A 17,663-nucleotide genomic window follows, 5' to 3' on the forward strand; every position below is an offset into this window, starting at 1 on the left:
TGATCCTGCTGCTCGCGACCGGGTGGCAGGTGATGAATGCATTCGGGTTCCTCCTCCACGGCGCATTCGGCGGAGTCCCCTACCCGAGCGAAGTCGCCGTGTGGGTCACCATTGCGCGGATACTCCTCGTGGCATCCATCGTGTGCTGCGTACTCGGAGTGATCGCGGAGCGCTGGGTTCTCTTCTCCCTCGCTCTGGTGATCACTTTGGCTGCCGTGGTGATGAACTTCATCGAATGGAACGTGGGAGCAGTGTCGTGACCGACCACGCCCCGCTCATCCAGAGAGACAAGCCAAAGGCGTTCTGAAGGCACGATCGCCGGTCCGCCTCAGTGCAGTGCGCGTTTAGCGCAGGTCGCGCCCGGGCCCGAGCGCGTTCGCTTACCGGTCCCTCACCGGCCGTCCGAAACACGCATTCGACGCCAATTCGTCAGATCGGTGCCGGCGCATTTCCTCCGATCGCGTTCGTCCCGCCGTGCCGACGGGAGTCGGTTGCCTCACACGTCTGCGGGTGCGGGATGTTCCGGGCTCGGCGCCGCACGGCCGACTGTGCCGTATGTCTGCCGCGCCGGGCCAGAGGAACAGTCGCAGACGCGTGCAGACGGATGCCTGTCGGTCACGACTACTCCTCTGCTCGTCTTCTCACAGGAAACTCCTCCCGGCGCGCTGCTCTCAACGCCCGTACTTCGGCCCCATCAGGCCCTCCTGACGTCGGACCGTGCGATAGACGGTCGCCCGCGCGACGTTGAAGAGTTCGGCGAGCTCCGCAGTCGTGTGCCGACCTGCCTGGTGAAGCTCCATCAGGTGCCGCTGTTGCGGAACGGACAGCTTGGGCGGCTTGCCGCGGAGTCTTCCCTTGGCTTTCGCCACCTGCATCCCCTCGCGCGTTCGCGATCGAATGAGATCGGACTCGAACTCTGCCACCAGCGCGAGAACGTTGAAGAGGAGTCGTCCGACGGGGTCGAGCGGGTCGTGGAGTGATCCGCCGATGTTGAGCTTGACGCCCTTGGCCGTCAGCTCGTCGACGATGTCGCTCGCGTCGCGCAACGATCGCGCAAGGCGGTCGAGTTTGGCGACAACGAGGGTGTCGCCCTCGCGGCAGGCCTCCAAGGCGATGCGGAGACCCGGTCGTTCGCGGTTGGTGCCGGTGAGACCGTGATCGACGTAGATGTATCTCGGCTCGACTCCGAGCTTCTCGAGCGCGTTCCGTTGCGCGGTCAGGTCTTGTTCGTATGTGGATACCCGCGCGTATCCGATGAGTAGTGCATCCATGACCGCAATCTCGTCCGTGCTCGGCCAGCCTGCAAGACACCGATCAGGCACACGTCTCGTAAGACCCGCCCGGTGACGATTCTCACTGACCGCACCACATCCGAACGGGCCGAATCACCCCCGCTCGAGCACGTACCGATCCCGCCCGACGAGCAGTCCCACCACCAGCTGCCCGACGAGCACCAGCGCGACGAGCACCAGGGGCGCAAGCCAGCCGCCGCTGACACTGAGCAGTGCGCCGAAGGCGATCGGGCCAGCGGCGGCGATCAGGTAGCCGCCCGACTGTGCCATGCCCGACAGCGCGCTCGCGCCCTCGTGCGTGCGCGCGCGCAGGCTGAACAGACTCAGCGAGACGCCGAGCGAAGCCCCGGAGGCGAGACCGCACAGGATCACCCACAGCAGGAACGCCGGCGGCCACACGATGAGCCCGACCACTCCGATCAGCGACAGAACCGGGATGAGAGCGGGGCCGACGCGCTGCATCCGTCCGCGCAGCAGCAGCGGGATCGTGAGCGAGCCGGCGATCGCGCACAACTGGTAGACCATCACGTCGACGCCCGCGACGACCTCGGAACGGCCGAGCGAGTGCGCCATCGGCGCGAACCAGGTGACCAGCATGTAGAAGATGCTCGACTGCAGCCCCATATAGAGGAGTACCTGCCAGGCGATCGGGTCGGCCCAGATGCCCGTGCGCCGGCGGCGCGAGGCGGAGAGCGGAGCCCGCGGCATCCGCCGGATCGCCAGCACCCACGCGAGGATCGCGAACGGCAGCAGGATGCCGGTCCACAGCAGCGCGCCCTGCCAGCCGAGGTCGCCGCCGCTCGTCGGCACGTGCGAGATCGGCACGACGACCCCTGAGGCCACCGCTCCCATGCCCGCCAGGAGGGCGGTGAAGGCCGCGGTGACGGTGGTGATGCGCTCGCCGAAGTCGCGCTTGATGACGGCAGGCATCAGAACGTTCGCGATCGCGATCGAGGCGCCGATCAATGCGGTGCCGAGCCACAGATTGACCGACGAGCCGGGCACCGAACGCCAGATCGTGCCGACGGCCATCAGCACGAGCGACCAGAGCACGACCCGCGGCATCCCGAATCGAGCGCTCAGTCCGTGCGCGAACGGCGAGACGACGGCGAACGCGATCAGCGGCACGGCGGCCAGCGCCCCGAGGGCGGCTTCGCTCGTGCCCAGGTCGTCGGCGATTTGGGTGAGGAGGGGTCCGACTCCGGTGATCGTCGCGCGCAGGTTGGCGGCGATCAGCAGGACGGCGACGAGCAGAAGCAGGCGCGACGAACGTCGGGTGTCCGTCGCGCCTGCTTCTTCGATGATCAGTGAGCCTGAGCCGCCAGCGCCTCAGCATCGATGTGGGCGATCGAGCGTGTGTCCTGGAACGCCCGGATGCCCTCGATGCCCTGCTCGCGTCCGAAGCCGGACTGCTTCATGCCGCCGAACGGCGCACGCAGGTCGAGCCGGGTCGCGCCGTGGTCGTTGACCCAGACGTAGCCGCACTGCAGCTTGCCGCCGACCCGGTTCGCAGCGTCGACGTCGGCCGTCCAGACCGAGCCGCACAGGCCCGCCCAGGTGTCGTTGGCCGCGGCGACAGCTTCGTCTTCGGTGTCGAACGGCAGGATCGGGATGACCGGGCCGAACTGCTCCTGGGTGACGACCCGCAGGGACGGGTCGGGGTCGACCACGATCGCGGGCCGCAGGAAGTTGCCGCCCTCGAGTTCGCCGCCCGGAAGCTCCCCGAACTCGCGGACGTCGGCTCCGGCATCCTTCGCCTCTTGGATGATGTCCTGCACGAACGCCTTCTGTGCGCCCTGATGCAGCGGCCCCATCGTGACGCCCTCGTCGAGCCCGTAGCCGATGACCGCTTTGTCGAGACGTGCGGACAGGCCGGCGACGAGCTCGTCCATCCGCGACCGGTGCACGTACAGGCGCTTCGCGTTCATGCAGATCTGCCCGGTCGTGTCGAACACGGCGGCGTAGACGCGGTCGAGGTGGGCGTCATCGAGGATCGCGTCTTCGAGGAAGATCGCCGCGTCGTTGCCACCGAGCTCGAGCGTGACCCGCGTGAGGCTCTTCGAGGCCATCTCCATGATGCGCTTGCCGCCGTTGACGCTGCCGGTGAAGCATACCTTCGCAATCTCGGTGTTCTGGATCAGGCCCGACATGTTCTCGTCCTTGCCGGTGACCACGTTCAGCACCCCGGCGGGCAGCTTCTCGGCGATGCGCTGCACGACCCGGGTGAGGGCGAGCGGTGTCGAGGGCGGCGGCTTGACGATCGCCGTGTTGCCGGCCAGCAGCGCGTGCGGCAGGGCGGCACCAAGGATCGCGATCGGCCAGTTGAACGGCACGATGAGGGTGACCACGCCGAGCGGCTGGTACGACACTGTCGTTTCCACCGGGATGCCGGGCACCACGCCCAGCACCTTTCCGGTGTCCACCTCGTCGGCCAGCATGAGCGCCAGGTTCCATCGGATCTCGAACACGAGTGAGTCGATCCAGGACTCGAAGCGGATCTTGCCGTTCTCCTGGGAGAGGATCGCGGCGTCGTCATCGCGCGCTTCGGCGATGCCCTCCAGCGCGGTGCGCATCTGCTCGGCGCGCTCGGTCGCGCTGAGCGCCGACCACGCTGGGAAGGCGCCCCTCGCTGCGGCGACCGCGTCGTCGACGTCCTGTGCGGATGCGGCGGCCGCGCGCCCGACGATCCGGCCGGGCTTGCCCGGGTCGGCGACATCGAGGGTGGCGTCGGTCTGGCGCTCCTCGCCTCCGATGTACAGGCCGGTCCGCACTTCTGCCGTTGTTGCCATTGTGTCCGTCATCGGTCACACCTCTCTTGCGTTCGCTCGGGTTGGGTTGCGGGTACGTGTTCCGTGTGAGTCACACCTGCTGCGTCTGGCTCTGATCGACCACCGGAGTGCCGTGCGTGTGGAAGCTCTCGATCGTCTTCATGCCCCACGCCTGACCCTTCTTGCGCTCCTCCTGCGTCCACTCCACGACAGGGGAGTCAGGGTCCAGCAGCAGGCGCGCGCCGGCGTTGGCCAGTTCGATGCGGTTGCCGCCGGGCTCCCACACGTACAGGAAGAAGGTCTGGTTGATCGCGTGCTTGTGCGGGCCGGACTCGATGTAGATGCCGTTCTCGAGGAAGATGTCGGCCGCCTTGAGGATGTCCTCGCGGGTGTCGGGCGCGAACGCGATGTGGTGCAGGCGGTTGCCGTGCTTGGTCCAGTCATCGGAGTACACCACGTCGTAGGACTTGTTGTTGAAGTGGAACCACCAGGCCGCGTAGCCCCCGGCATCCAGTTTGATTCTCTCGCTCTCACGCCCGCCGAGGGCCGTCGCGATGAATTCGCCGTTGGCGACGACGTCCTTGGCGAGGTAGTTGATGTGGTCGAGGCGTCGCGCGTTCACTCCGCGACCGGGGAACGCGGATGCCTGGTTCTTCAGCGCCGGCTTGTCATCGGTGGCGACGTACCGCTCGGACTCGTAGTAGACGCCCATCGAGTGTCCGTCGGGGTCGCGGAACAGGTACGTCGGGCCGGTGCCGACTTCGCCGTCGCCCCAGCCCTCACCGAGCCCGGTCGCCTCGATCGCGGCGACCCGGCGTTCGAGCGCATCCTGGCTCGTCGTGCGGAAGTTGGTACGGCCGACGCCGGCGGCATCCGACGCGGTGAGCTTGATCGTGTACCGCTGGTACTCGTCCCAGGTGCGCAGGTACACCGACCCCTCCGCCTCCTCGACTACGCGCATCGCGAGCAGATCGCGGAAGAACCACAGGCTCTCGTCGAACTTGGGGGTCAGCAGCTCGATGTTGCCGATGTGTGCGACGTCGAAAGCGGTGTACTCGGTCATGTGCGGTCCTCTCGGGCGGAGTGTGGGTCAGAGGCGGGGTCGCGGGAAGACGACGCCATCGAAGATCTTTCGGGCGGTGCGCACCGACGTGGACGTGGCCGACCAGACGCCGTCGTCGCTGCGGCCGACACTCACGCGCGAGGCGAAGATGCCGCTCGGGTGCTCGATCTCGACCGGTCCGTCACTGGTCGGGTTCGCGATGTCGGCGCCGACCGTACCGGGGATGCACACGCCTGCGGCGACGGATGCCGCCATCAGCACGCCGATCGACGGGTGGACGCGGGCAGGGATGAACGCGCGCGTGGAGATCGCGCCGCCGTGGCGCGGAGCGGACAGCAGGAACATCTTCGGAACGGTCGCGCGCGTTACATCGCCGAGCCCCATCAGCGGGCCGGCGAGGAGCCGGATGCGCTCGACCTCTGCCTTCAGGTCTGACCGCTCCTCGAGTTCGGCGGGAGTCTCATCGCCCGCGACGCCGAACTCATCGGCGCGCAGCAGCACGACCGGCATCCCGTTGTCGATCATCGTGACCCGGTGCCCGTCGAGGTCATCGACGACGTTGCCAGAGGGCAGCAGGAGCGCGTCGGCGGCGGGGGCCATCTCGATGTCGATCTTCGCAGCGGTGCCCGGTACTCCGTCGATGGCGGTTCCGCCGTCGTACTCGACGATGCCGTCGGGGGTCGGGAACGTCTGCGTGGCCAGGTCGCCGGTGTTGATGAGCCGGATGCGGACTGTCGTGGTCTCGGCGCCGGGCGTGATCAGCTCGCGCTCAACCGCGAAAGGACCGATGCCGGCGAGGAGATTGCCGCAGGTCTGGGCGTCGGTCACCGACGGCTGATCGACCACGACCTGGAGGAACAGGTAGTCCAGGTCGACGTCCGCCTCGGTGGAACGCGACACGATCGCAACCTTGCTGGTGAGCGGGTGCGCGCCGCCGAGCCCGTCGATCTGCGTCGGGTCGGGGCTGCCCATCACGCGCAGCAGCAGGTCGTCGCGCTCCGACGGATCGGCCGGCATGTCGCCGGCGAGGAAGTAGGCGCCCTTCGACGTGCCGCCGCGCATCAGCATGCAGCGGATGCCGTCGCGCTCGGAGTCAGCCACCGTTGTATTCCGCCTGGGGGATATAGTTCACGCCGAGGTCGGAGAGGATGGGCCGGAGGTCGTTGAGGTCCATGGAGATCTCGCCCGCCTGATAGCGGAGCCGGTTGGCGGCCTCTCTGTCTGCACGGGCCTGTGCGGCTTCGAGGGTGTCGGTGGCGAGGTGGCGGGGGACGATGGTGACGCCGTCGTCGTCGGCGATCACGATGTCGCCCGGGTTCACCAGCACGCCGTCGAGGACGACGGGGATGTTGACGGAGCCGGCGGTGTCTTTCACCGTGCCCTGCGCGCTGACGTACGCGGTCCAAACGGGGAACCCCATCGACCGGAGTTCGGCGGTGTCGCGGACGCCGCCGGACGTGACATATCCGCGGACACCGCGGACCTGCATCTGGGTCGCCATGAGTTCACCGATGAACCCGTACGGCGAGTCGGTGACCGGCACGACGACGATCACATCGCCGGCCCGGGCCTGTTCGATCGCTGCATGGACCATGAGGTTGTCGCCGGGAGCGGCCAGAACGGTGATGGCGGAACCCGAGATCGCGGCATCCTGCTGGATCGGCCGGATCCGGGCCCCGGCGTACCCGACCCGACCCATCGCCTCGTGCACCGTTGCCGAGCCCAGAGCCGCAAGAGCGTCGACGGTCGCGGGATCCGCCCGCGCGATGTCGGTGACGACCACCGGTCCAGAGGTCATGCCAGGACGTCCGTGACCTGCGGGTAGTAGCGCATGTAGGCCTCGCCCATCGTGTCGACCGGCAGGCCGAGGTTCGGTCCGGCGTTGCGCTTGACCTGCACACCGCGGCGGACCGCGAGGGAGGTGTAGTACTCCCACATGTGCTTCTGGGCGGGGAGACATTCCATCGCCTGCTGCTTCAGCGGAAACGCGGCGGTGATGTCGAGCAGGACGTTGGGCTTGAAGTCGGACTGCTCGGGCTGATGCGGCTCGAAGAAGAAGACCGGGGGAGCGCCGATGATCTGGTCGGTGCTCGGGTAGGTGCCGTCGGAGTTCGCGACGCCGATCGCCTGCGCGAGCACGCGCGCCTGCAGCGCCATCCGCGCGGCGGCGGGGTGGTCGCCGTTGTACGGGTCGGCCAGCGGGTGGGTCAGCACGACCGTCGGCTGCACGCGGCGGAACACATCGACCAGCGCCGCGATCGTCTCGGTCGATTCGACGAGCGGGTAATCGCCGGCGTCGAGGAACTCGATCTCAGCACCGAGAGCGGATGCGGCGGCGGTGGCCTCGTCGCGGCGGATGCTCTTGATCTCCTCGAGCGACTTGCCCTGCAGCCACTGGCTGGCCGACTCGCCGCGCTCTCCGTAGCTCACGCAGACCACGGTGGCCCGCTCGCCGCGCATCGTCGCCGCGGCGATCGCCCCTCCTGCGCGCCACACGAAGTCGCCCGCGTGGGCGCTGACCACGAGCAGCGACGGGGTTGTCTCAGCCAAGGGGACTCCTGTCTCCACGATGCCGCCGGGGCGGTACGAGACGTGCGGCTCGGCGTCGAGCGCGACCGGTCTCGTTGATCACAGCGAACCACACCCCTAGCGCAATGGTCAAGATTTTGGTTACAATTCTGGCGACCCTGAATCACTCTCGACATAGGGAAATGTCGAACGTACCATCGCGGTCAGGACCACACGACGAAGATGTTGAAGGGAACGACATGGCCGGCAACCTGCAGGAAGTGCTCGATCAGGCGGGGAACACCGTCGAGCACCTGCGCAATTCGCAGCTCGGAACGTACATCTACCCTGTGGTGCCTGCGGAGTTCACGAACTGGCGGCGCGAGCAGAAGTCGTGGCGCGAGAGCGCGGTGCTCTTCGACCAGACCCACCACATGGTCAACTTCTTCATGTCCGGACCCGACGCGCTGAAGCTGCTGTCGGACACCGGCATCAACAGCTTCGCGAACTTCCCGGTGAACACCGCGAAGCAGTTCGTGCCGACCGCTTCGAACGGCGGAGTCATCGGCGACGGCATCCTGTTCCACGAGGGTGAGGACGAGTACGTCTACGTCGGCCGCGCGCCCGGCGCGAACTGGCTGCAGTTCCACGCCGAGACCGGCGGGTACGACGTGGAGACCCGGTACGACGACCGTTCGCCTTCGCGCCCGTACGGCGCCGCGGTGAACCGCGAGTACTACCGCTTCCAGATCCAGGGTCCGAACGCGTGGCAGATCATCGAGAAGCTCAACGGCGGCGAGCTCGAGAAGGTGCGCTTCTTCCACATGGGAGAGATGAACGTCGCCGGCGAGCACGTGCGCACGCTGCGCCACGGCATGGCCGGTGCCCCCGGCCTCGAGCTGTGGGGCCCGTACGAGCAGCACGGCAGGATCCGCGACGCGATCCTCGAGGCCGGAAGCGAGTTCGGCATCGAGCCCTGCGGGTCACGGGCCTACTCGTCGAACACACTCGAGTCGGGCTGGATCCCCTCGCCGCTGCCGGCGATCTACTCCAGCGAGGCCGAGCGGGCCTACCGTGAATGGCTGCCGGCGAACAGCTACGAGGCGATCAACGCCCTCGCCGGCTCGTTCGTCTCGGACGACATCGAGGACTACTACCTCAACCCGTGGGAGCTCGGCTACGGCTCGTTCGTCAAATTCGACCACGACTTCATCGGCCGCGAGGCGCTCGAGCAGATCGACCCGGCTGCTCAGCGCAAGAAGGTGACGCTGGCCTGGAACGACGAAGACCTCGCGAAGCTGCTGACCACGCCGATCGACCGCGACGGCACCGGCTACCAGGTGTTCGACCTGCCCAACGCGAACTACGGCTCGTCGAACTACGACGCCGTGATCGACGCGAACGGCGACACGGTCGGCCTGTCGCTGTTCACCGGCGTGACCGCCAACGAGAAGCGGGGCCTGTCGCTCGCCACTGTCGACGCCGAGGTGCCGATCGGCGCCGAGGTGCGCGTTGTGTGGGGCGAGCCGAACGGCGGCTCGAAGAAGACCACGGTCGAGCCGCACGAGCAGCTGGCCGTCCGTGCGGTCGTGAGCCCCGTTCCCTACGCCGTCACCGCGCGCACCGAGTATCACGGAGGCTGGCGCACCGCCGCAGTGTCGGTCTGACCCGCACACCCGATCGACACCCGCACGCAACGACCTGACGGGATGCCGCGGCATCCTGCCTGCGAACGAAGGAGTTCCCCATGCCAGAGTCCGTTTCCCAAGCGATCGCCCGCGTGGGCGGCGCCGTGGAGGTGCTGCGCAACGCGCAGTCCCGGCCGACGATCTTCCCGGTGACACCGGAGTTCACGAACTGGCGGTCGGAGCAGCTGTCGTGGCGCAACTCGGTCGCGCTCCTGGATCAGTCGCATCACATGACGGATCTGTTCATCTCGGGCCCTGACGCGCTGAAGCTGCTCAGCGACACCGGCGTGAACAGCTTCGCGAACTTCGAGGTCGACAAGGCGAAGCAGTTCATCGCGGTGAACCACGAGGGCTACCTGATCGGCGACGCGATCCTGTTCCATCTCGGCGAGGACTCGTTCGACCTCGTCGGCTGGTTCATGGTGCTGGACTGGGTGCAGTACATCGGCGAGACCGGTGACTACGACGTCACGTTCGAGCGGGACGCGAACTCGCTCATGCGCGAACCGGGTGTTCCGCCCAAGCTGTATCGCTATGAGCTGCAGGGGCCGCACGCACTGGCGCTGATGGAGAAGCTCACAAGGGCACCCGTGCCGCCGACGAAGTTCTTCCATATGGCGACGTTCACCATCGACGGGCTGCAGGTGCGGTCGCTGCGTCACGGCATGGCGGGGCAGCCCGGGTTCGAGCTGTTCGGGCCGTGGGAGGAGGGCGACAGGGTGCGCAGCGCCATCGTCGCCGCGGGGGAGGAGTTCGGCCTCACCCTGGTCGGGGCCAAGGCGTACTCGTCGGCGAACCTCGAGTCGGCATGGGTGCCGTCGCCGCTGCCGGCGATCTTCACGGGCGAAGGCTCGGAGGCGTATCTCGAGTGGCTGCCGGCGAACCGTGCCGGGTCGCTCGCCGGCTCGTTCGTCTCGGACGACATCGAGGACTACTACCTGACCCCGTACGACCTCGGCTACGGCCGCAGCGTCGCGTTCGACCACGACTTCATCGGCCGCGCCGCACTCGAGGAGCACGCCGCAGGCCCGCTCCGGACCAAGGTCACCCTGGTGTGGAACCCGGAGGACGTCGCGGCCGCGCAGCGCTCCCTGTATGAACCGGGCACCCCGGCGAAGTACATCGAGTTCCCGAAGGCCCGTTACGGCGTGTACCAGGTCGACCGGGTCCTCGCCGACGGGCGCGACGTGGGCATCTCCCACGATGTCGGGTACATCACGGGCGAGCAGGTGTTCGTCTCGCTCGCCAGCGTGGACGCCGAGCACGCGGAGCCCGGAACCGACGTCGAAGTCATCTGGGGCGAGGACCCCAACTCGACCAAGCCCGCCGTCGAGCCGCACCGGCAGGTGCGCATCCGCGCCACCGTCTACCCCGCGCCCTACTCGTCGTTCGCGCGGGAGAACTACCGCAAGAACTGAGCCGTAAGCGGGGCGGGGGCGGATGCCGCAGCATCCGCCCCCGCCAGCGCGCGAGAGAGCGGTCAGTCGTCCGCGCGGTAGACCGTGCGTGCGTAGTCGTGGAAGGGGGCCGGGGCGACCGTCGCCCGGATGCGCACCTGCCGGTGCGCGGCATCGGCCTGGGGCTTGCGGGAGATCGGATCCTCGCCCCAGACCACATCGACCTCCGCCCCTTCGGGCACGTCGTTCTCGAGCGTCGCGAGCGACATGTAGAGCTGGTCGAATGCGACGTAGCCGGCATCCGTCGAGATGCCGACCAGACGGTCGCCCTGCCGCACCTCGTCCATCTGGAACAGGCCGTAGCGCGCCTTCGGGAAATCCAGGAACTTCGCGGGGGTGCCCGGCTCCAGCTGCGATCGGACGACCGCGGCGACGTCATCCGCATTCCACAGCAGCGTCACTTTGCGGCGCCGCTGGTCGGCGGCGTGGCGCTCCAGCGCCTCGCGTCCGTGGAAGTCGTGATCGAAGCGCACCGACTTGCCCAGGCCGAGGTCGTACGGGGTCATGTAGTAGTCGTGGATGTCGCCGGAGTACAGCGACCCCCCGATCGACCCGGCCCGGGCGGCGGGGAGCCACGCCCGGTACTCCGCGAAGTCGTCGTCGAAGATCGCGGGGAAGGGCGTCGGCACCCATCCGGCCTCGAGCGGAGTGGCCGAGTAGGCCTTGGCGCCGACGCGACGGATGCCGAACTCGGCGCCCGCCTCCAGCAGCGTCTGGAGCACGTGGTCGCTGTCGGCCCACGGCCCGAAGAACTCGAAGCCGGGCTGGCCGGCCATGCCGTGGCGCAGGGCCTTGACGTCCTTGCCTGCGATGCGGAAATCGCCGATGTGGAAGAACTTCACCTCGGGCACCGGCCCGCCGAAGACCTTCTCCATGACCGCGTTGGCGTGCGGCCCCTGCAGCTCGTAGCGATAGAAGGTCGGGGGTCCCTGGCGCATGTGCGAGTTCGCCTCGAGCCGGTGGTGCACATCCTTGCCGGCAGCCTCGGCCTTCTCGGCGTTGAAGCGCACCCAGTCGATGAGCAGATGGTGTCCGATCAGCACGAGCCCCTCCGGGCCCTCGCCGTTGTAGAACAGGATGCCGTCGCCGATGAGGTACCCGTCCTGGTTCACCGAGATGAGCTGCTTCGCGACGCCGGGGCGGAACGTCGCGAATGTGTTCGGCGAGATCGCCTGCAGCACGGGAATGAGGTCCTCGCCGTCGAGGAACAGCTGCGTCATGTGGTGCGACTGGTCCATGAGCGCGACAGTCGTGTTCCACGCGCGCTGCTCGTCGCGCCAGTTCGTGAACTCCGGAGCCACCGGAAAGGTGAACGCGGGCCAGTCCTGATTGCGCAGCAGCTCCACGGGGCTGCCTGCGCGCTCGATCGCCTGCGCGAGGGATTCGGTTGTCATCGTCGACCTTTCAGTGCGGTTTCCTCCACGGTAGGAGCCTGCAGGGTCGGCGGCGTCGCGAATTCCGTTGAACAGAATTCGCTCGGATGGCCAGGAGCTCAGGGCAGGTCGCGGAGCGCGTCGATCACTCGGAGCAGATGCTCGCGGACCGCGAGCTCTGCAGCATCAGGGTCGCGCGCAGCGATCGCGTCGATGATCGCGACGTGCTCGAGCACCGAGACCTTGGCCCGCTGCGGTCGCGATGACAGCTTGAACTGGTGGCGCACACTCTGCGCGTGCAGCCGCGCGAGCACCTCTGCCGCGGTGGTGTGGTGACTCAGCGTCCGGACGCGCTGGTCAAGGAGCTGGTTCAGACGGGAGTACTCGACGAGGTCTCCTTCGGCGACGGCGTCGATCATGCCCTGCCGCAGGTCCATGAACTCGGCGATGTCCTCGTCCGTGACGGATGCCGCGGTCTTCGCGGCGCACAGACCCTCCACGCCGATGCGCACCTCGAGGATCTCGATCGCCTCGTCGAGGGAGATCGCCCGCACGCGGGACCCCTTGTTCGGGAGGCGCTCGACCAGCCCCTCGTTCGCGAGCTCGAGCAGGGCCGTGCGCACCGTGGCGCGGCTGGCGGCGAACGTGTCGCTGAGGTCCGCTTCGATCAGCCGCTGATTCGGGGCGTACTCGCCGCGGACGATCGCGCCGCGGATGAGGTCGGTCACCTTCTGCTCGGATTCCTCAGCGGCGGTGTCCGCATCCTGCACGATCGTCGACATCGAGTCTCCTTCGGCTCGCGAACGGAGCATCCGCTCCGACCTTCAACCACTATTGTCAACAATATAGACGTGAAACCGTCGTCGTCGGGAGGTGGCCATGCGCGTCGCAGTACTGGGCCTGGGTGAAGCCGGAAGCATCTACGCGGCCGACCTCGCGGCCCGCGGCGCGTCGGTCGCCGGAACCGACCTGCACGTCACGACCGAGCCCGCCGATGTCGAACTCGCGGTCGACATCGCATCCACCGTCCACGGGGCGGATCTGGTGCTCAGCCTGGTCGGCGGAAGCTCTGCAGCATCCGTCCTCGACGAGGCGCTGCCGGCCATGGGCACGGCCACCGTCTACGCCGACATGAACACCAGCGGACCCGACGAGAAGATGCGTCTCGCGGCGGTGGCGCGCGATCGCGGCATCCCGTTCGTGGATGTGGCGATCCTCGCCCCCGTGCCTCGTGCGCGGATCGACACACCCCTGCTGCTGAGCGGGACGGGGGTCGCGCGAATCCAGCCGATGCTCGAACGGCTCGGCGTCCCGTCGACGGACGTCGGACCGGATGCCGGCGCATCGGCGCGTCTCAAGCTGCTGCGCAGCGTGTTCATGAAAGGGCTCGCCGCCGTGGTCGTCGAGAGCGTCGCGGCCGCGAAGGCGGTCGGCGCCGAGGAGTGGGTGACCGAGCAGATCGCGTCGGAGCTCGGGGCGTCGGGCCGATCGGCGGTCGACCATCTCATCCAGGGCACGACGCGGCACGCCGTTCGGCGTGAGATCGAGATGGTCGAGGCGCGTGACTACCTCGCCAGCCTCGGGGCCGAGCACCCGATGACCGACGCGACGATCGAATGGCTCCGGGCGATCGCGGCGAACCAATCCACCGCTCCGCGCCACTGAGAAGGGAGGTCTCCCGGACGATGGCCGTCCCGGACAAGACACTGGTCGTCCTCGGCGCCTTCAGCATCGAGCGACCGAGCATGACCCTGTCCGAGCTCGCGCGAGCGACCGGCCTGGCTCCGTCGACCGTCCATCGAGTGATCAGCTCGCTGGTGATCTGGGGAGCGCTCGAGAAGGACCCGCACAACCGCTACGTGATCGGGCAGCGGCTCTGGCAGCTCGGAACACTCGCGCCGCGGGCGTTCGAGCAGCGCGCGCTCGTGCTGCCGTTCCTGGAGCGGCTCTTCCTGGACACGCGACTGCCCGTCGCCTTGTCCGCCTTCCACCCGGACGGCAGCGTGGTCGTGGAGCAGCACCTCGGCTGGCGGGACGGAGACAACTCCGCCGGACTCGGCGAGCGGCTGCCGCTGCACGCGTCCTCGCCCGGTCTCATCCTGCTCGCCTACGGTCCTGCCGGCGTCAGGCGTGCCATCGCACGGCACCCGCTGCGTCGCTACACGTCCCGAACCGTGGTCGATCCTGCGGCGCTCGGCGCGGTCGTCGACCGCGTGCGCCACGCCGGCATCGCCGTGAGCGAGGGGGCCCTCATCGCCACGACGAGCTCGACGTCCGCGCCCGTCTTCGGCCACCGGGGAGAGCTCTACGGCGCGGTGACGATCGTCTGGACCACCGGTTCGGCCGACCCGCGGCAGTTCGCAGACCGTCTCCGCTCGACCGCGAACCGGATCAGTGCCGTGATGCGCGAGTCCACGGAAGAGCCCGTTCCGCACCCTGTGCGTCGCGGCGTGTTCGACCCGCCACGCGGACAGGCGCGACCCGTCGGAGGAATACCACCGGCTCGCTCACCCGTCAAGGATGAAATTCTGTAAACAGAATTGTCTTCCATCTGACGAGCACTCGCCCGTGTACTTGGACCGCGACGTATGTCGCCGAGGCGTGTCGCGGAAAAACGGGAGGGAGCTCTGCGAGGCACCTCATCGATTGCAAAGGAGCGACGATGAAGAAGATGCACGTGAGGCTCGGGGCCATGATCCTCGGGCTCGCACTCGCGACGACGGCCCTCGCGGCGACGCCCGCAATGGCGGCCCAGGCGAAGCAGGGTGCTCCGCCACTGACGGCGGAGCGCTGCGCGGCGCTCGTCGGGACCCAGGTGGACGCCGCCCGGATCGCGCTGCCGACGACCGGCGCCACGATCAAGACCGCGACCTGGGCGACCGAGGCCGGCGGTGGTCAGTGCCGCGTGGTCGGCGACATCCACCCGGTCGATCCGACGGCGCCCGCGATCGAGTTCCAGGTCAACCTGCCGCAGAACTGGAATGCCCGGGCTCTTCAGTTCGGCGGCGGCGGATACGACGGCTCGCTCGTCACAGGACTCGGGCGATTCCCGCAGCAGCCGGCCAGCCAGCCCACGCCCCTGCAGCAGGGATTCGTGACCCTCGGCTCCGATGGCGGGCACAAGGGCGTCGGATTCGACGCCTCGTTCGGACTCAATGACGAGGCGCTGCTGAACTACGGCCAGCAGTCGATCAAGAAGACCCACGACGCGGCGATGGTCCTCATCGATCTCGCGTACGGCAAGAATCCCGCCTACTTCTACTTCGTCGGCTTCTCGCAGGGTGGCCATGAGGCATTGGATGCCGCCGGTCGCTACTCGAAGGACTATGACGGCGTCGTCGCGGGAACCCCGACGTACAACGTGACGATGATGCACGCCGGAATCGGCTCGATGTATCGCGACGCGCTCTACCGCGATGGAGGGGTGGGCTGGATCAATCCGACCGAGCGGGCGCTGATCGTCAGCAGCGTGTATGCGGCGTGCGACCCGATCGACGGTGTCGCCGACGGCATCATCTCCGACACCGAGGGCTGCCTGGATGCCTTCGACATCCAGGCCCTGCGCTGCGCGGACGGCGCCGACACCGGCGACACCTGCCTGTCGGACGCCCAGATCGAGACAGTGGATCTCATCGCGGCGGGCAAGGACCTCGGGTTCGAGATCGCGGGGAACAGCTACGCCGCTCCCGGACCGATCCTCACCGGCGGCACGTACGACCGGTTCGGATTGGGCACCGAGCCCCAGCCGCACAACCCGATGAACGGCACCGAGGCCTTCCAGTACACCGTGCTGGATGCCGTCTCGAAGTACATCATCACGCGCGACCCGACGCTCGACACCCCGAACTGGCAGCTCGACGGGTGGATCCCGCGCATCCAGGAGGTCGGTCAGATCATGGACGCGACCGACGTCAGCTTCCAGCAGGCGTACGCGAAGAAGGTCAAGGTGCTCATGTACACCGGCATGGCCGACGACGGTGTCTCGCCGTACAACACGATCCAGTTCTACGACCGGCTCGTCGCGGACCTCGGGCAGAAGAAGGTGGACAAGTTCCTGCGGTTCTACACGGTCCCCGGATTCAGCCACGGATTCGGCCCGTTCAGCGCCAGCTTCGACTCGCTCAGCGTGCTCCGGGCATGGGTCGAGAATGGTGTCGAGCCGGGGCAGCTGACGGTCACCGACACGAACGCCGCCACCGCGGGGCGGACGCGTCCGCTCTGCGAATACCCGACGTGGCCGCGATTCGACGGGGGCGACCCCGCGAGCGCGTCCAGCTTCACCTGCGTGACTGACTGATGACCCGAGCGAGGGGGGCCGGATTCCGTTCCGGCCCCCCTCGCTTGTGTGATCGGCGTGGGCTCAGGCGTCGGCCCAGACGTCTGCGGCGACCGCGACGGTCTCCTCGATCTTGGCCCACTGCTCGGCCTCGGTGAGGACGTTCCCCTCCTCGGTCGAGGCGAACCCGCACTGCGGGCTCAGTGCGAGCTGATCGAGCGGGGCGATCGCCGCTGCCTCGTCGATGCGGCGCTTGAGGCCGTCGACGTCTTCGAGTGCTCCCGACTTCGTCGTCACCAGACCCAGCTCGACGACCTTCGCGCCCTTCGGCAGGAACCGCAGCGGCTCGAAGCCGCCGGCGCGCTCGCTGTCGTACTCGAGGAAGTACCCGTCGAACGCGGTCTCACCCAGCAGCTGCTCGGCCACCGGCTCGTACCCTCCCGACGAGATCCAAGTCGAACGGAAGTTGCCGCGGCACACGTGCGTCGTGATCACCATGTCGGCCGGCTTGTCGCGCAGCGACGCGTTGATCAGCGCCGCGTACCTCTCCGCGAGGTGGTCGGTGCGGATGCCGCGCTCGGCGGCCTTGGCCAGTTCGACGTCCGAGCACAGGTACGCCCACGCCGTGTCGTCGAACTGCAGGTAGCGGCATCCGGCGTCGTAGAACGCCTGGACCGCGGCGCGGTAGGTCGCGGCGAGGTCGTCGAAGATGTCGTCGTGCCCGCGGTAGGCGGACCCCTCCAGCGCGTCGCGCTCGAGACGGAAGTCGAGCACGGTCGGGGCCGGGATGCTGAACTTCGGGGTGACGCCGGCCGCCTCGGCGACGGGCTTGAGGAAGCGGAAGTGCTCGAGCATCGGATGGTCGGCGGGGAAGCCCACGGGGCCGTCGATGTGCAGCCCGAGCGGGCGCGTCTGCACGCCCTGGAACTGGATGCCGTGGTCGAGCTCGACGACGTTGACGCCGTCCAGCATCCCGAAGAAGTCGAAATGCCACCACGAGCGTCGGAACTCGCCGTCGGTCGCGACCCTCAGCCCGGCTGCCGCTTCACGGGCGACCAGCGCGGTGATCGCTTCGTCTTCGACCCGGCGCAGCCCGTCGGCGTCGAGCTCGCCGGCGGCATGGGCGGCGCGCGCGGTCTTCACCGCCTCGGGACGCAGGAAACTGCCGACGATGTCGGCGCGGAAGGGCGGGTTGACAGACATGCCGACCACATTACGGGAGCACCCCGGGGCGTCGG

The 17,663-nt window shown here is 68.0% G+C and carries 16 protein-coding genes; 6 read left to right on the forward strand and 10 right to left on the reverse strand.

All coding sequences use genetic code 11. The annotated features are described in order from the left end of the window. A partial coding sequence (locus tag BM349_RS18795; RefSeq protein ID WP_175525295.1) for a hypothetical protein occupies window positions 1-260 on the forward strand: 260 nt, incomplete at its 5' end. Between the two features lie 411 nt (window positions 261-671). On the opposite strand, the gene BM349_RS12595 is transcribed toward BM349_RS18795, so the two are convergent. From BM349_RS12595 to BM349_RS12625, 7 genes are all read right to left on the reverse strand, one after another. Beyond that, window positions 672-1,271 (reverse strand): recombinase family protein, encoded by a 600-nt coding sequence (locus tag BM349_RS12595; RefSeq protein WP_091707296.1) that lies wholly within the window; start codon window positions 1,269-1,271, stop codon window positions 672-674. A gap of 114 nt (window positions 1,272-1,385) precedes the next feature. Further along, window positions 1,386-2,600, reverse strand: a complete 1,215-nt coding sequence (locus tag BM349_RS12600; protein WP_368086688.1) for an MFS transporter — start codon at window positions 2,598-2,600, stop codon at window positions 1,386-1,388. Next, window positions 2,597-4,093: an aldehyde dehydrogenase family protein gene (locus BM349_RS12605; RefSeq protein WP_091707298.1), complete on the reverse strand. Its 1,497-nt coding sequence runs from the start codon at window positions 4,091-4,093 to the stop codon at window positions 2,597-2,599. Before BM349_RS12605 ends, BM349_RS12600 begins: the two co-directional genes overlap by 4 nt. A 58-nt stretch (window positions 4,094-4,151) precedes the next feature. Then, a complete protein-coding gene (locus BM349_RS12610; protein WP_091707299.1) occupies window positions 4,152-5,123 on the reverse strand; it encodes a VOC family protein in 972 nt (323 codons plus the stop codon). Window positions 5,124-5,150: 27 nt separating this feature from the next. Next, complete coding sequence (locus BM349_RS12615) at window positions 5,151-6,224, reverse strand: 4-oxalomesaconate tautomerase (RefSeq protein ID WP_254773883.1); 1,074 nt, start codon at window positions 6,222-6,224, stop codon at window positions 5,151-5,153. Continuing rightward, window positions 6,217-6,921: a 4-carboxy-4-hydroxy-2-oxoadipate aldolase/oxaloacetate decarboxylase gene (locus BM349_RS12620; protein WP_091707300.1), complete on the reverse strand. Its 705-nt coding sequence runs from the start codon at window positions 6,919-6,921 to the stop codon at window positions 6,217-6,219. Before BM349_RS12620 ends, BM349_RS12615 begins: the two co-directional genes overlap by 8 nt. Beyond that, a complete protein-coding gene (locus BM349_RS12625) occupies window positions 6,918-7,673 on the reverse strand; it encodes a PIG-L deacetylase family protein (RefSeq protein WP_091707301.1) in 756 nt (251 codons plus the stop codon). Before BM349_RS12625 ends, BM349_RS12620 begins: the two co-directional genes overlap by 4 nt. A gap of 218 nt (window positions 7,674-7,891) precedes the next feature. Between BM349_RS12625 and BM349_RS12630 the strand changes: the two genes are divergently transcribed. Beyond that, a complete protein-coding gene (locus BM349_RS12630; protein WP_091707302.1) occupies window positions 7,892-9,298 on the forward strand; it encodes a vanillate/3-O-methylgallate O-demethylase in 1,407 nt (468 codons plus the stop codon). Window positions 9,299-9,378: 80 nt separating this feature from the next. Next, on the forward strand, window positions 9,379-10,737 hold the full coding sequence (locus BM349_RS12635) for an aminomethyltransferase family protein (RefSeq protein WP_091707303.1): 1,359 nt from the start codon (window positions 9,379-9,381) through the stop codon (window positions 10,735-10,737). Between the two features lie 62 nt (window positions 10,738-10,799). Here BM349_RS12635 and BM349_RS12640 read toward each other — a convergent pair whose 3' ends face one another. Both BM349_RS12640 and BM349_RS12645 read right to left on the reverse strand, forming a co-directional pair. After that, a complete protein-coding gene (locus tag BM349_RS12640) occupies window positions 10,800-12,170 on the reverse strand; it encodes an aminomethyltransferase family protein (protein WP_091707304.1) in 1,371 nt (456 codons plus the stop codon). Window positions 12,171-12,268: 98 nt separating this feature from the next. Continuing rightward, complete coding sequence (locus BM349_RS12645; RefSeq protein ID WP_091707305.1) at window positions 12,269-12,931, reverse strand: GntR family transcriptional regulator; 663 nt, start codon at window positions 12,929-12,931, stop codon at window positions 12,269-12,271. A gap of 97 nt (window positions 12,932-13,028) precedes the next feature. On the opposite strand from BM349_RS12645, the gene BM349_RS12650 reads away from it, so the two are divergent. The 3 genes from BM349_RS12650 to BM349_RS12660 all read left to right on the forward strand — a co-directional run bounded on the left by BM349_RS12650 (window position 13,029) and on the right by BM349_RS12660 (window position 16,446). Next, window positions 13,029-13,814 (forward strand): NAD(P)-dependent oxidoreductase, encoded by a 786-nt coding sequence (locus BM349_RS12650; RefSeq protein WP_091707306.1) that lies wholly within the window; start codon window positions 13,029-13,031, stop codon window positions 13,812-13,814. Window positions 13,815-13,834: 20 nt separating this feature from the next. After that, complete coding sequence (locus BM349_RS12655) at window positions 13,835-14,683, forward strand: IclR family transcriptional regulator (RefSeq protein WP_175525296.1); 849 nt, start codon at window positions 13,835-13,837, stop codon at window positions 14,681-14,683. Window positions 14,684-14,811: 128 nt separating this feature from the next. After that, entirely contained in the window at window positions 14,812-16,446 is a 1,635-nt protein-coding gene (locus BM349_RS12660; protein WP_091707308.1) for a tannase/feruloyl esterase family alpha/beta hydrolase, read from the forward strand. 63 nt (window positions 16,447-16,509) lie between these two features. Here the strand turns inward: BM349_RS12660 and BM349_RS12665 are convergent, their stop codons facing one another. Continuing rightward, a complete protein-coding gene (locus tag BM349_RS12665) occupies window positions 16,510-17,628 on the reverse strand; it encodes a 5-methyltetrahydropteroyltriglutamate--homocysteine S-methyltransferase (protein WP_091709231.1) in 1,119 nt (372 codons plus the stop codon). Window positions 17,629-17,663: the final 35 nt, after the last annotated feature.

This window comes from Microbacterium sp. cf046, from assembly GCF_900114345.1.
In the GTDB taxonomy this organism is placed as follows: domain Bacteria; phylum Actinomycetota; class Actinomycetes; order Actinomycetales; family Microbacteriaceae; genus Microbacterium.